Source organism: Pantoea sp. OXWO6B1 (genome assembly GCF_001641135.1).
Taxonomy (GTDB): Bacteria; Pseudomonadota; Gammaproteobacteria; order Enterobacterales; family Enterobacteriaceae; genus Pantoea; species Pantoea allii.
On the sequence record NZ_LWLR01000001.1, the window covers coordinates 1,305,879 to 1,319,357 of the forward strand.

Here is a 13,479-nt window from a genome sequence, read left to right on the forward strand (position 1 = left end):
CGCTCACTGCTGTGGTTAACGGCTGTGGTGGAGAAGCATCAGGGAACGGGCACAACCTTTAACTCGACCAGACCGATGCCAAGTTTGCGCGGGTCCTGACCGGGGATGTTGTTAAGATTGCTGAGCTGCGGTTCCGGCGGAATAAGGGTTAACCGAGAGCTGCCGTGGGCATTATCAAAACGCAGCGTCTGGGTTGACGTCTGCTCACCCAGCGTTAACCGTTGCTGGGTATCACCCACGCGAACGGTTGTTGGCCGGTGCGCATTCGGACCATAGGCGCGAGCGGTTATCACCAGATCGAATTTAGCGGGCAAGGGGTTAACGAACTCAATCGTCACCGCCGGGGCGAGGTTGGCATTTGACCAGCGTCCCCAGGACTCTGGACGGGAAATGCCGCTGAACTGCTTCACGCTTTCCGGTGCGCCGGGAAGCGCGAACAGAAAGCTGTCGGCGTGATAACGAATCGCATTGTCTTCGAGGCGAAGCTGCGCCACTGCATGCTGATAACTGGCATCGTTCAGGCCATCTGCCGGGAACTGCACCTTGCCTTTCCACTGGGGTTTATCGATGCGCGTGACGGAAGGATGCCCCGCGAGCTGGCCCATCGCCAGGCACCAGTCGCCCGACAGGGCAAGCGCCGGTTGCCAGATACGCGCAATTTTAAAACAGCGATCGACCCAGACAAACTTTTCTGCCGGCGCAAAGTCGGCTAACTGGTAGCGTAAAGGCGCTGAATATTCGCCTTCCGGCAGTGGCTCCACATGCTTATCCGTGACGCGCAACAGGATGGGTAACGTAAAGCTGGTGCCGGAAAAGCTGAACATATTGTTGGTCTGGTCAAGGGTAACGCTGTCGATCTTTTTGGGGAAATTCCACAGCTGAATGATATTGGCTTTCCAGCTCAGCACTTTGGTTTTCATATCCTCAAACTGGCTCGATAGTGATACCGCTGACAGGCTGCTGCGTCCCAAACCTATCGCATTATCGCCGCCCAGGATATCCAGCAGCGTCGCGCCGTTATCCAGCGTACTGCGCTTCATATCAATCACCTCTGCCTGTGGCTGGTCACCGCGAATCACCATAAACAGATCGTGACGGGGATGCGTGATCAGGAACGGATGCGCCGTGTTATTCATGGCCAGATGGTCCGACGCCACCACAATCACGGTGTGCTTAAACCAGGGTGACGCTTTAATGCGGGCGATTAATCGGGCGATATGTTCCTGCGAGCAGGACACCGCACTGAACGACTGATTTGGCTTGCCCGCATAGCTGTAACTTTTGCGCTGGCAACTTCGGGAAATAAATCCATCGGGATGATGGGTATCCACCGTGAGCGTAAACAGGGCAAAACGTGTCTGCTGACGTGAAAGTGCCTCATAGGTTTCAAACACCTCATCCAGCACGGTATCGTCGTAATAACCCCAGTTATTTCGATAAGCCGGATCGCTGACCTTGTCTTTGAGCTCCTGCGATCCATACATGTGTGCGGGGTCAAAACCGTGAGAGCGCAAAAAGACATCTTTACCCGCAAAGCGCAGGTCCGCGCCCTGGATAAACCAGTTTTCATAACCGGAGTTTTTTAAAATATCCCCCAGGCAAACGTTTTGTGGATAAAAGCTGGAAAGGGAGGCGGAAGCGTTGCCGTCGAAAGGGGCAAAAAGAGGAATTCCGCACATTGATGCCACCATGCCCGCAATCGTGTAATCGGTACCGGGAAGTTGTTCTGTCTGGCTGAAATCGATGCTTTGCTCTTTCTCCCGGCTCAGCTCGGGGGCCAGTCCGGGAAAGGCAATCTGGTCGAAGTAGGTCCGCTCCAGGCTTTCAGCGTAAATATAAACGACGTTCAGCGCAGGCTGTTCAATGCGTTTTTTGGGCACCTTATAAAGGGCGCTAAAGTCAGAGTTTTCGCGCAGTGAGTGCGAGGTAATGAGTGAGCTGACCTGCTGAAAAGCCGGGGTTGTTTGTATCGCGCCGGCGGCACAGGCGAAAGCCAGCAGGCTCCAGCCAAAATGAAAGGGCCGCTCGCGGCGGCGCAGCAGCCATGATAAGGCGCAAAACAGCAAAAACAGGACGGTGATAAGACCAAGAGCAGGCACGACGTATTTACTCAGGCCGGCACCGGTCAGGCTGTTGGTTAAGGTATAAACCACCGCGTCGGTAATGCCATCGCCGGTAAAATAATTGCTGGCAAACAGCGTGGCATTGAGCACCACAAACAGCATCAGTAAGAATAATGTGAGGTAAAACCAGATTCTGTTTCGGCCTGCTTTACAGGAATAAACAGCAATCGCGGTCAGAAAAAGTATAACTGACACGAATTCGGACAACGTCAAATCCTCTTATGAAATGAACATGTCTCTTCTCAAAGGGGACATTTTCATGGATTTTTGGCTCAATCTATAGTGGCTGTCATCTGGCTGCAACCTCTCTGCGCGGATTTGGTAGCGGATTCACATTGCAGGCAAGCAGTCTGTCCCGAAGAGCTGGCGAGCCTGGCGATTTCGGATGAAACTGGCCAGGCTCTGGATGGATCAGGCGCGTTGTTCCAGTGGGGCAGAGAGCCTGGCCGGTGAGGACAGGCTGCTGTGCAGGGCTTCCCCGACCAGGCTGGCCCGATTGTAAAACCGGAGCCGCAGGTTGAAATCGAGGTGCGCGCGATCGCTGTCACTCAGCCTGATGACCGGTGGCGGCGTAAGCGGGCGCTGCTGGAATAAGACGCAACGCACACATGCCGTGCTGTTGCCGGCGTGCACGCTTTGGTAATACCCGGCGCTGGCTTCCGCTTTACGTAGCAGCGTATTCACACGGCGATGCTCATCCATTGCTAACTGATGGGCCAGCGCCAGCAGTTCTTCACCCGGCTGACGTAAATTTTGTCGTACAGCAGGGAAGTCACTGCGCTTCATCAGCTCCAGCAGGTAGTTTTGTCTTCCGACATATTTTACCGGCGCCAGCTGTTTCAACCATTCCCGGATAAAGGGATTTTGGGCGGGAGCCGCGATAAAACCGGTTTCAATCACCGGCCTGAGCGGATTATCGGTGCACTGCTGGCGATAATAACCGACCACATCCATCGGGCGGTCACTTTGCGCCTGATGGACCCAGGTGAGATCGTCAAACAGCAGAGTATTACAATCGATGCTGATGCCGCCGTAGCGTAACAACAGCTCCAGCCGGATGATGTCGCTTTTCAGGTCCTGCGTGAGATCGGAAGAAACAAACTGCAGATCCGGCAGCCATTGTCCCAGACTCTGAGGCGTGAGCAGATGGATTTCATGATCCGGATTATCGCGGCGAATGTTACTGACGTTAAGCGCCACGGAGGCAGGCACACGGTCGCCGGGCCAGTACATCCACACTTGTTTGGCAATGGCAGGCAGCGCCTTTGGCACGGACATCAGCACCACGTCCTGTTCCAGTGCCGGATCGTATTCGGGCGCACTCACGGCCCGATGTTGTCTCATCGTCCATAGCATGCGACTGGTGAAAGCAAGTTTTTCCCATTGACGCCAGAGGTGATGCAAGGAACGGCGGTGTGAATTCATGTTTCACCTGTTATTTTGATTATTGTGTTTTCGCCAGTCGGCAAATAAAGGGTTAGCTGCTAACCCGTATATAAACTGAGATCAACACAGACATCACACTGTGCTGCACCGTTTTTATTGTCTTTTCCTGGTGGTACTACGGTGGCGGGCCGCGAGGGGTGACACGCACGGACGTGAGCGGCCGCGACCTCTTTATTTAATAGAACATAATTCAACAATCCGCTATTCCTGATAAGAACTTTAGGATAAAACGGAAATAAGCGTCAGCCTGACATAAAAATAAATATTTATTCACGCTAATGTTTTATTCCGCTATGGCAAAATCGACGGAGAACATCGTCCTTAATTTTGTTGTCATAAAACGGATAAACAGTGGATGGATAAAAAACAGGATGCTGAATCGAGATGAAAACAACCCTTCAGCACAGTTAACCAATTTGCCGGTGCGCGCAGCCTGACAGTCATTGTCTACGCTTTAGCTATACAGATAAAAAGGAGATGACATGCCGTTTGAATCTCGAGGATTACTGGCGATTGACAGACAAACCAGACGTGCGCTGTTTCTTGATCCCGATACCTTTGCGGTGAGTCAGGCCGTGGAGGTTGTTCCCACGCGCCTGCACGAGCTGCTGATGCTGGCTCCCTGGAAGAAAGCTTTTCTTCCCCTGTACGGCGACGATATGGGCGGAGAATTGCCGCATCCGGGCCATAAAGTGGCGGTGATTGATTTACGGCAGCGGGCGATCAACGCGTATATCGACCTGTCGCCGTCAAAAGCGCCGCACAGTGGTCAGTTGGGGCGCGACGGCAAAGTGTACCTTTGTTGTGAAAATCCTACGGCGGTGGTGGTCATCGATCCGCAAACGCATCGTGTTGAAAAGACCATTCCTGTTCCGCTTGATAATACTCACCGCCTGACGCTTTCTCCCAGCGGGCGCAAACTGTTTACCGACAATGAGCAGGACGCCACCATAACCGTGGTGGACTTATGTGAGGCGGAAGGGCGGGTAATTGATACCATCCTGATGCCCGGCCCGGTTTCGGGTCTTACTGCATCCCCCAAGCATCCTTATCTCATCGCCAGCGCAGCCGATGTGCCGCTGCTTTACGTGGTCGATCGTCAAAGCCATCGCATCCGCCAGCGGCTGGCGCTTCCCGGCCATCAGCAGCCCTGCCAGAAGGTTCGCTTTAGCCCGGATGGTGACTATTTGATGGCAATCGGGCATCAGGAGCCGATCGTGACGCTTTTTGATGAGTTGCTGAATCCTGTGGGGCAGGTAGCCCTGACTCGTCAGCCGCTGGATGGCTGCTTCAGCCCGGATAAGAAACGGTTACTGATTACCCATGCTGATAACCAGACACTGAGTGTCATTGACCTGGCGCAGAAGACGGTCATAGCGACCACTGATGTGGGCGCGGGCTATGAAACGCTGAGTTACTTTCAAATCGGCTAGATAAAAGGTCGATGGTAAATGGCCGAGCTCCAGTGTCGGCTGCTGGCGTGTTTCTCTGCCTGCCAGCCGCGTTTGCGCAGTTCGCGGGCAATCATTTTATTCATAATGCCGTGGCCCAGCAGCAGAACGGTGCCCTGCTGCGACAGGACGATCAACCTGTCTGCGGCACGTGAGGCGCGGGCGCGCGCATGCTGTAGCGACTCGGTTTCACCCGCATAGCCACAAAACCACATGGCGCGCAGGATGGCCTGCCAGACAAAGGTCGGCAACTGGAGGCGGTCCGCCCGCAGTAAAGGAATGCCGACTTCACTGAACAGCGCATCAACGTAATGAGGGCGCAGTCCCAGGCGCTCCAGCGAAGAGTGGGCGCGAGGTAAAGGACTGCAGACGACAACCGCCGCTTTGCTGGCGATGTTGATGCTGCGATCCGGCGGCCCGTCGCTAACCAGCGAAAGATCATAGGCTTCGCACCAGTCCGCCAGCCCCTGTGCGCTTAAGCGTCGGGCAAAAGGATGGTCAGGTTTACCGTGCCGCATCAGGATAATGGTCATAATGGTTTAACGGCTTTCTCCAGTTTACGCGCCAGTCAGGTATAGCTGAGGTTGGATTCTGTGGCAATCGTTGTGTCTGTTGTCATCTGCCAGTCATACCGATGTGCGACAACAGCAGGCGATGAAAGATTCTGACAGCCAGTTTGGCTTAATGTTAAAAGAAAAGTGAACCTGGTACCTGTTTATGCTGTTTTTCTGTGCGTCAGGTCGTGATTAACCACCTGATTTTGCGTTGAAAACGGTATATTAGCGAAACTTGATACTAAAGAAAATCTAACAAATTTTCCGAATAGCTATTGATTTATCTACGCGCGTAGATACACTAGCTTCCAGTGATTGCTCTCGGTGCTCGATGCACGGTAGGCCGATCGAGGAACAAGTTACATTCGCCAGATTTATACGACCGCTGAAATATACAGCGGCGAAGCTCGCGATACTGCGGATTCCAACACCAGGGAATCTTTAACTTTCCTTTCATCATGGTTAGCCAACTGAATGTCGCCACCGGGGCGTTCTGCTTGTAGTCAGGGAACCGTCTCTCGGAATGGCATTTATCGAACTGCATATTTTCAAGGGACAGCGTTTATGACGGCACAGCATTCCGTTACGCAGCAGGCATCACAGCCTTCTACCTCCGCCGCAGATGAGCGGTTTAACACCTCAGCCGGCCGCAAAGACTTCTGGCGCGCGACGGTTTCTTGCTGGTTAGGAACGGCAATGGAGTATGCGGATTTCGCACTCTATGGCCTGGCCGCTGGCATTATCTTTGGTGACGTTTTCTTTCCTGAACAAACGCCGACTATGGCGCTGCTGGCCAGTTTTGCGACCTGGTCAGTTGGCTTTATTGCCCGCCCCATTGGTGCCTTATTTTTTGGCTGGCTCGGCGATCGTAAAGGCCGCAAAGTCGTCATGGTGACCACCATTATTCTGATGGGGGCGTCCACAACCTTGATCGGCTTGATTCCCAGCTATGCTTCCATTGGTATCTGGGCGCCTGCCTGTCTGGTTTTGCTACGCTTCAGTCAGGGGTTTGGCGCAGGCGCAGAACTCTCCGGCGGCACTGTTATGCTGGGGGAATATGCCCCGGTTAAGCGTCGTGGTCTGGTGTCTTCGGTGATTGCACTCGGCTCTAACAGCGGTACGCTGCTGGCTTCGCTGGTGTGGTTGCTGGTGGTGCAGATGGACAAACAAAGCCTGCTGGAATGGGGATGGCGTATTCCGTTCCTGAGCAGCGCCGTGATCGCCCTGGTGGCGCTGTGGATTCGCCGTAACCTGCGTGAAACTCCCGTGTTCGAGCGCAAGAAAGCGCAATGGGCTGTTGAGCGCGCTGAGGTTATCGCCGCACAGCAGCCAGGCGTGGATACACGGCCTTTCTTTCAGCGTACCCGCGCGTTCTGGACTATGGTCGGCTTGCGTATTGGCGAAAACGGCCCCTCTTATCTGGCGCAGGGTTTTATCGTCGGGTATGTCGCTAAGGTCTTGATGGTCGATAAATCCGTGCCCACGACGGCGGTTTTTATTGCCTCACTGCTCGGCTTCCTGATTATTCCGCTGGCAGGCTGGCTGTCAGATCGCTTTGGTCGCCGTATCGTTTATCGGGTATTTTGCCTGCTACTGATGATCTATGCCTGGCCTGCCTTTACGCTGCTGGACACCCGAGAGCCGGCGATTGTCATCCCGGTTATCGTGGTGGGCATGGCGCTGGCTTCACTGGGCATCTTTGGCGTACAGGCGGCCTGGGGCGTAGAGCTGTTCGGGGTGAATCACCGTTATACCAAGATGGCCGTCGCGAAAGAGCTGGGCTCAATTATTTCTGGCGGCACCGCACCCTTAGTGGCGGCAGCGATGCTTTCGTACACCGGGCACTGGTGGTCCATCGCGATCTATTTCTCGGTGATGGCTTCCATTGGTTTCCTGACCACCTTTGTGGCACCGGAAACGCGCGGGCGCGATCTGAATCTGCCAGAGGACGCCATCTGAAAAAAATGATGTTACACAGCAGGCGGCAATAGATGAGGAGGGCGAAGTGGCGAAACAGATAAAAACCACTGTGACGCGCAGCGACGTTGCAAAAGCCGCCGGGACATCGGTCGCGGTAGTGAGCTACGTCATTAATAACGGGCCGCGCCCTGTGGCGGACGCAACCCGACAGCGCGTGCTGGCCGCGATTGAACAGACCGGCTATCGCCCCAATGCCGCCGCCCGTGCCCTGGCGTCAGGCAACACCAAAACCTTTGGTCTGGTGGTGCCGAACATCAGTAACCCCTTTGTCGCGTCCATGGCGCATATGTTGCTGCAGGAGTCGCTGAATCACGGTCACGTGATGTTGCTTGGCGATGCAGGCGACGATCGCAAGCGGGAACTGGAGCTGATTCAGGGGCTGCTGAACCGCCAGGTTGACGGCCTGTTTTATAACAGCGTCGATCGCCATCCTTTCATCGATATCATCAAAGCCAGCGGGACACCGCTGGTAATGCTCGATCGGGTTGAAGCCCAGCCGGGCGTCAGCATGCTGCGGGTTGATGAGCGACAAGCGGCTTTTCAGGTGTGCTCACATTTACTGAGCCATGGTTATCAGCAGGTCGGCATGATTAGCGGACCGCTGGATATGCTTAATGCTCAGGATCGTATTCAGGGCTGGCGTGACGCGATGCAGGCACACGATCTGCCGGTTGATGAGTCACGGATTTTCCCTGCGACTTATACCCGTGAGGGCGGTTATCAGGCCGCGCTACGCATGATCCATCACCAACAGGTTCCCCGCGCGCTGTTTGCCAGCAATGAAGGCCAGGCTATTGGCTGTATCCGTGCCTTTAGTCAGCATGGCATTCGCGTGCCGGAGGACGTAGCGCTGGTCTGTTTTAACGGCACAGGACAGTCTGCCTACCATGTCCCGGCCTTAACGACGGTGCGCCAGCCGGTAAAAGATATGGCCCGCTGCGCTATCCATATGTTGAAAGAGTGGAATGGCGAGGCGCGCATCGAAGCGTTTCCGCACCATCTTGAAATTGGTGAATCTTGTGGCTGTCGGCCATCAGGCCAGAGTTTATAAACCAAATAATGAAAAGACTGATTATTGATTGTGATCCGGGGAATGGGATTGCCGGGGCGAATACGGATGACGGCCTGGCACTTTCTCTGGCATTAGCCTCACCAGGGCTGTCGTTAGAATTAATCACCACCGTTGCAGGGAATACACCGAGCGAAGTGGGTGCTCGCGTCGCCAAAGATTTGGTCGCGCGGTTGGGATCGGCGATTCCTGTGGTGCAGGGTGCCCGTCAGGCATTGCATGAAGATCCTGCTCCCTGGCGTGAGGTGCTGGACAAACGGGTTGAACAGCTTGGCCTGATGTCATTATGGCAGGACGTACCTCAGCCTGCGGCGTTACCGGCGGATGCAATGGATGCCGCGCAGGCGATGGGGCAACTCATCTGTGATAACCCCGGCGAGTTTACCCTGATTGCGATTGGTCCCCTGACCAATGTGGCGTTGGCGATGCAGCGTTTTCCCGCCATGGCGGAATCCGTGGCAGAGATCGTGATTATGGGCGGTGTTTTTGCCCTGGAAGATTACATCAAAGACACTAATTTTGGCATCGATCCCGACGCTGCACATCAGGTATTGCACAGTGGTGCAGCCATTACCCTGGTGCCGATGGATGTCACCACGCAAACCCTGCTGACGCAGGACGATCTGACACGCATCACCCGTCGGGATCATCCACTGCCGCGCTTTGTGCATGACACGTTGCAGCCCTGGATCGCGTATTCGATGCAGACTCGCCACCTGGCCGGATGCTGGATTCATGATGCGCTGGTTGTTGCATGGCTGCTTAACCAGCGCGTGGCATGGGGAACGGATTACCGCGTCGATATTGAGCTTCGTCCGGGCGCCACGCGCGGTAAAACCTGGCGCTACCGTCAGCCCCTGCGGCTGGACGTCGGGATTCCACCTGACAGCGGCGCGCGGGTGCACGTTCTGCACAGCGTTGACAATGCGCTCCTGCTGTCAATCATTGAGCACGCTTTTAACCAACTCCCCGGCTAACCCACAGGCGATACGTCGCCTGTCCTCTTTCTGTTCCTCTTCTCTCCCTCGTCAGACATGCTTTCTTACAGCCTGATCCACTGCCTGACAATTGCGCGGTACGCTCTCCCCATAAACATGATGTATACATTTGATTAACAATTACATCACTCTCCGACAGCGACCAGGAACGTTATGGACGATGCGCCAGAGTGTCTCAGAGAGGAGACTTCTATGCTTGACTGGACATCGACCCAGCGCAATGTGGCTTTCGCCTGTTTTGCCAGTTGGACGCTGGACGCTTTCGATTTTTTTATTCTGGTGTTTGTACTGAGTAATCTGGCTCAGTACTTCCATAATTCCGTCACCGATGTGTCTGTCGCCATTATGCTGACGCTGGCGGTACGCCCGATTGGCGCGCTGCTGTTTGGGCGGATGGCGGAGAAATATGGTCGCAAGCCCATTTTGATGCTGAATATTGTCTTTTTCTCCCTGTTCGAACTGCTGTCCGCCTGGTCACCCACCTTCGGCGCGTTTCTGGCGTTTCGCATTTTCTATGGTATTGCCATGGGGGGAATTTGGGGCGTGGCGTCATCGCTGGCGATGGAAACCATTCCTGACCGTTCTCGCGGCCTGATGTCGGGCCTTTTCCAGGCGGGTTATCCCTGTGGTTATCTGCTGGCGTCTGTCGTCTTTGGCTTATTCTTTAATGCGGTGGGCTGGCGCGGCATGTTTCTCATCGGTGCCATTCCCATTCTGCTGTTACCTTTTATCTATTTCAAAGTGCCTGAATCGCCCGTCTGGCTGGCGGCGCGTGAGCGCAAAGAGAGCAGTGCGTTGATGCCGATACTGCGTCAGCACTGGAAAATATGCATCTACATGGTGCTGTTGATGGCCTGTTTTAACTTCTTCAGCCACGGCACGCAGGACCTTTATCCGACCTTCCTGAAAGTACAGCACCAGTTTGATGCCCATACCGTGAGTATCATCGCGATCAGCTATAACATCGCAGCCATGCTGGGCGGCATCTTCTTTGGCACGCTGTCAGAACGCATTGGTCGCAAAAAAGCCATTATTATTGCGGCGTTGCTGACGCTGCCGGTGCTGCCGCTGTGGGCGTTTTCCACTGGCTCCTGGACCATCGGGCTTGGCGCGTTTTTGATGCAGTTTATGGTACAGGGCGCATGGGGCGTGATACCGACTTACCTGAACGAACTGGTGCCGGGGAATGCAAGAGCGGTATTGCCCGGCTTTGTATATCAGTTGGGCAATCTTATTGCATCAGTCAACGCCACGCTGCAGTCGCGTATTGCTGAAGCCCACGGCGGCAATTATGGGCTTGGCATGGCGATTGTGGCGGGAACCGTGGCGGTGCTGATTTGCGTGTTTGTCGCCTTTGGTCGCGAAACGCGTGGAATAAAAATTTCCGGCGTTACGGCAAAGCAGCCGCATTAATGCGTTTCACAGACGTCCACCCATTTTGCCGCAGTGAGTTCAGCCATCAGCTGCGGCGAAATGCGTACGGCACTGTGAACCGCACCGGCTGCGGGCAAGACTTCATCAAAGCTTTTTAGCGAGATATCACAATAAACGGTCACCGGGTTTTCCAGGCCAAAGGGACAAACCCCGCCGACGGGATGCCCGGTCCAGTTAATCACTTCGTCCACGCTTAACATCCGCGCTTTGGCACCCAGAACCGCTTTTAGTTTGCGGTTATCTAACCGCGCATCGCCACGGGTTACCACCAGGATCACCTCATTCTTCACCTTAAGTGACAGGGTTTTGGCAATTTGCCCCGGTGTTACACCGTGAACGCGAGCCGCCATTTCTACCGTTGCCGTACTGTAGGGCATCTCAATGATGTCGATTTCCGGCGCACGCTCGGCAAAAAACTGGCGTACAGACTCCAGGCTCATTTTTATCTCCATGCTAATTGAAGGCGTAAAAATTGCCACAAGCCTGCAAGGGTGTAAACGAGATAGCGAAATAATAGGTAACAGAATGCATAGCGGCGATGAAAGTCAGGAGACCGCGGGGGAAAAACAGGGTGAGGGGAAAAGGCGGGTGCGTTTTTTTTCAGCGTATTATCGGGAGCGGACGCCGGATAACATCGCTATCCGGCGCGCGTTTTATATGACTTCAGTTGCCGTGGTGCTGGCGATGCCGGGAAGATCTTCCCAGGCCAGAATGGTATTTCGTCCCTGATTTTTCGCCACGTATAATGCACGGTCCGCATTCGCTACCGCCTGGTCAAATTCATTATCGTAAATGGGCGCAATACCGGCACTAATGGTGACGTGGGTAGAAACACGTTCATTAAACAAATGCGGTATTTCCAAATTCACCACATATTGGCGGATGCGTTCAGCCAGCTTCATGGCGATGGAGGCGTTAACATTGGTCATTAATACTAAAAACTCCTCACCGCCGTAGCGTGTTACCACATCGCGTGAGCGTACGGCATCACGAATGGCAACGGAAACCCGAGCCAGCGCCTGGTCACCCATGGCATGACCATAATTATCGTTGTAAGCCTTAAAATGGTCGATATCCAGCAGCAAGACATAATGACTGCCGGCATGATTATCCAGAATGTTATCAAGGCGATTCTTTAGCCCACGCCGGTTATATAAGCCAGTTAAAGGATCGAGCATACTGAGATCGCTAAACGACTCTTTTTCTTCATACAGTTGATACATTAAGCGCAGCGTAAAATCTTCCGAGCGGCGGCGCATCAGATGCTGCAGTGAAAAGCCAATCAACGGCAGGGCAATAGTCAATAAAATCAATGGCAAATGCTGTCCGTGGTCCAGCAACAGCACGGTTAGCATTGACGGCGTAATGTGCAGGCAGAACGCCACCAAATAATCACTGAGTGCAATGGCGCTGATAAAGAAAACGCACAGCAAACTGACAATCAAAAAAAATCCATCATTAAATAAAACACAATGATAGCGATCCTGAATATGCCATGCCCACAATCCCCCTAAGATGAGCGCAACGGGATTTAGCAGGGGTAATTTTAGTTTAGTTTTTATTAAACAGGTGCTCAGCATCGTCATGCTAAAGAACGCCACTATCATCACCGGCAACGTGGCCTGTGATTCACTGTTTTCCGCCAAAGGGAGCAGACAAAATAGCGAAACGGATGCGTTTAAAAACAAAAAGAGCATCAGCGACAGGCGGTATTTGCTGTGTTTCAATTCATCATAAGATTCTATTTTCATTATTCATACTCGTGACAGCCCTGAAATAACAAAGCAAAAACCGGCGCATGATTTCGGCCGGTCGACAGACGTTATATTGATGTTATAAAGAATGTAGTCGGTCGCAATTTAGCATTTTCTTGTTTAACTGTCATCTTCCTGCCTGCCTGTAAAAAAACAAGCTGAAAGTTGAGAATGATTATCATATGCTAATGGGAATGGTTATCATATCGACCACTGGCAGAACGGTTCACTGACGGGCAAGGGGGAAGGCGATGGGCGGTTTAAAACTGGATAGTGCATGGGGAAGCATGCTGGCATGTGCAGCAATACCGGCAATAACATTCTGGCAGCCCAGCTTTGAGCAGTGGCGGGGCGTGATGCTGCTCGCATTGCTGCTGACACTGTTCATGCTGTTTAATCAGCGCATGCGGCACTATGTCTTGCTGCCTTCCTGTCTGGCGCTGGCAGGTGGACTCGCGGCGATAGGCGTAAAATTTACCGGTCTGTAGTTGGGATTTTAAAACGATGATGCAGAGGGGAGAAACAAGGTGGAAACAGCGGTGGAGAGGACAACGTTGGTGCGAAGAGAGGGACTTGAACCCTCACGTCCGTTAAGACACTAACACCTGAAGCTAGCGCGTCTACCAATTCCGCCACCTTCGCATCGCGTTGTCTTTTCATATCACCGCAA

General features: G+C 53.6%; 11 protein-coding genes and 1 tRNA gene. 6 read left to right on the top strand and 6 right to left on the bottom strand.

All coding sequences use genetic code 11. The annotated features are described in order from the left end of the window. Positions 1-38: 38 nt before the first annotated feature. A complete protein-coding gene (gene opgB / locus A6A26_RS08315) occupies positions 39-2,330 on the bottom strand; it encodes a phosphatidylglycerol--membrane-oligosaccharide glycerophosphotransferase (RefSeq protein ID WP_063878295.1) in 2,292 nt (763 codons plus the stop codon). 204 nt (positions 2,331-2,534) lie between these two features. Beyond that, on the bottom strand, positions 2,535-3,548 hold the full coding sequence (locus tag A6A26_RS08320) for a glycosyltransferase family 32 protein (protein WP_063878296.1): 1,014 nt from the start codon (positions 3,546-3,548) through the stop codon (positions 2,535-2,537). 503 nt (positions 3,549-4,051) lie between these two features. Here A6A26_RS08320 and A6A26_RS08325 point away from each other — a divergent pair. Continuing rightward, positions 4,052-5,002, top strand: coding sequence for a beta-propeller fold lactonase family protein (locus tag A6A26_RS08325; protein ID WP_063878297.1), 951 nt, complete (start codon positions 4,052-4,054; stop codon positions 5,000-5,002). Here the strand turns inward: A6A26_RS08325 and A6A26_RS08330 are convergent. After that, complete coding sequence (locus A6A26_RS08330) at positions 4,999-5,553, bottom strand: histidine phosphatase family protein (RefSeq protein WP_063878298.1); 555 nt, start codon at positions 5,551-5,553, stop codon at positions 4,999-5,001. The two genes, A6A26_RS08325 and A6A26_RS08330, sit on opposite strands and share 4 nt — an antisense overlap. 585 nt (positions 5,554-6,138) lie before the next feature. On the opposite strand from A6A26_RS08330, the gene A6A26_RS08335 reads away from it, so the two are divergent. The 4 genes from A6A26_RS08335 (at position 6,139) to A6A26_RS08350 (ending at position 11,034) form a co-directional block, all read left to right on the top strand. Then, on the top strand, positions 6,139-7,533 hold the full coding sequence (locus tag A6A26_RS08335) for an MFS transporter (protein WP_063878299.1): 1,395 nt from the start codon (positions 6,139-6,141) through the stop codon (positions 7,531-7,533). A gap of 46 nt (positions 7,534-7,579) precedes the next feature. Continuing rightward, complete coding sequence (locus A6A26_RS08340) at positions 7,580-8,605, top strand: LacI family DNA-binding transcriptional regulator (protein WP_063878300.1); 1,026 nt, start codon at positions 7,580-7,582, stop codon at positions 8,603-8,605. An 8-nt stretch (positions 8,606-8,613) separates the two neighbouring features. Continuing rightward, the gene (locus A6A26_RS08345; RefSeq protein WP_063878301.1) at positions 8,614-9,600 is read left to right on the top strand and encodes a nucleoside hydrolase; all 987 of its coding nucleotides are present in this window, start codon (positions 8,614-8,616) and stop codon (positions 9,598-9,600) included. 213 nt (positions 9,601-9,813) lie between these two features. Next, on the top strand, positions 9,814-11,034 hold the full coding sequence (locus A6A26_RS08350; protein ID WP_063878302.1) for an MFS transporter: 1,221 nt from the start codon (positions 9,814-9,816) through the stop codon (positions 11,032-11,034). On the opposite strand, the gene A6A26_RS08355 is transcribed toward A6A26_RS08350, so the two are convergent. Continuing rightward, positions 11,031-11,495, bottom strand: coding sequence for a YbaK/EbsC family protein (locus tag A6A26_RS08355; protein WP_063878303.1), 465 nt, complete (start codon positions 11,493-11,495; stop codon positions 11,031-11,033). The genes A6A26_RS08350 and A6A26_RS08355 overlap by 4 nt on opposite strands. 213 nt (positions 11,496-11,708) lie before the next feature. Continuing rightward, positions 11,709-12,806 (bottom strand): GGDEF domain-containing protein, encoded by a 1,098-nt coding sequence (locus A6A26_RS08360; protein WP_063878304.1) that lies wholly within the window; start codon positions 12,804-12,806, stop codon positions 11,709-11,711. Between the two features lie 254 nt (positions 12,807-13,060). Between A6A26_RS08360 and A6A26_RS08365 the strand changes: the two genes are divergently transcribed. After that, entirely contained in the window at positions 13,061-13,297 is a 237-nt protein-coding gene (locus A6A26_RS08365) for a DUF1435 family protein (protein WP_063878305.1), read from the top strand. A 67-nt stretch (positions 13,298-13,364) separates the two neighbouring features. Here A6A26_RS08365 and A6A26_RS08370 read toward each other — a convergent pair. Next, a tRNA-Leu gene (locus A6A26_RS08370) sits at positions 13,365-13,451 on the bottom strand. Positions 13,452-13,479 lie beyond the last annotated feature (28 nt).

What these genes read in the sequence shown, in the direction of transcription:
- A6A26_RS08350 (WP_063878302.1), top strand. Translation starts at nt 9,814, where the DNA reads ATGCTTGACTGGACATCGACCCAGCGCAATGTGGCTTTCGCCTGTTTT.
- A6A26_RS08355 (WP_063878303.1), bottom strand. Translation starts at nt 11,495, where the DNA reads ATGAGCCTGGAGTCTGTACGCCAGTTTTTTGCCGAGCGTGCGCCGGAA.
- A6A26_RS08365 (WP_063878305.1), top strand. Translation starts at nt 13,061, where the DNA reads ATGGGCGGTTTAAAACTGGATAGTGCATGGGGAAGCATGCTGGCATGT.
- A6A26_RS08335 (WP_063878299.1), top strand. Translation starts at nt 6,139, where the DNA reads ATGACGGCACAGCATTCCGTTACGCAGCAGGCATCACAGCCTTCTACC.
- A6A26_RS08320 (WP_063878296.1), bottom strand. Translation starts at nt 3,548, where the DNA reads ATGAATTCACACCGCCGTTCCTTGCATCACCTCTGGCGTCAATGGGAA.
- A6A26_RS08360 (WP_063878304.1), bottom strand. Translation starts at nt 12,806, where the DNA reads ATGAAAATAGAATCTTATGATGAATTGAAACACAGCAAATACCGCCTG.
- A6A26_RS08345 (WP_063878301.1), top strand. Translation starts at nt 8,614, where the DNA reads ATGAAAAGACTGATTATTGATTGTGATCCGGGGAATGGGATTGCCGGG.
- A6A26_RS08325 (WP_063878297.1), top strand. Translation starts at nt 4,052, where the DNA reads ATGCCGTTTGAATCTCGAGGATTACTGGCGATTGACAGACAAACCAGA.
- A6A26_RS08330 (WP_063878298.1), bottom strand. Translation starts at nt 5,553, where the DNA reads ATGACCATTATCCTGATGCGGCACGGTAAACCTGACCATCCTTTTGCC.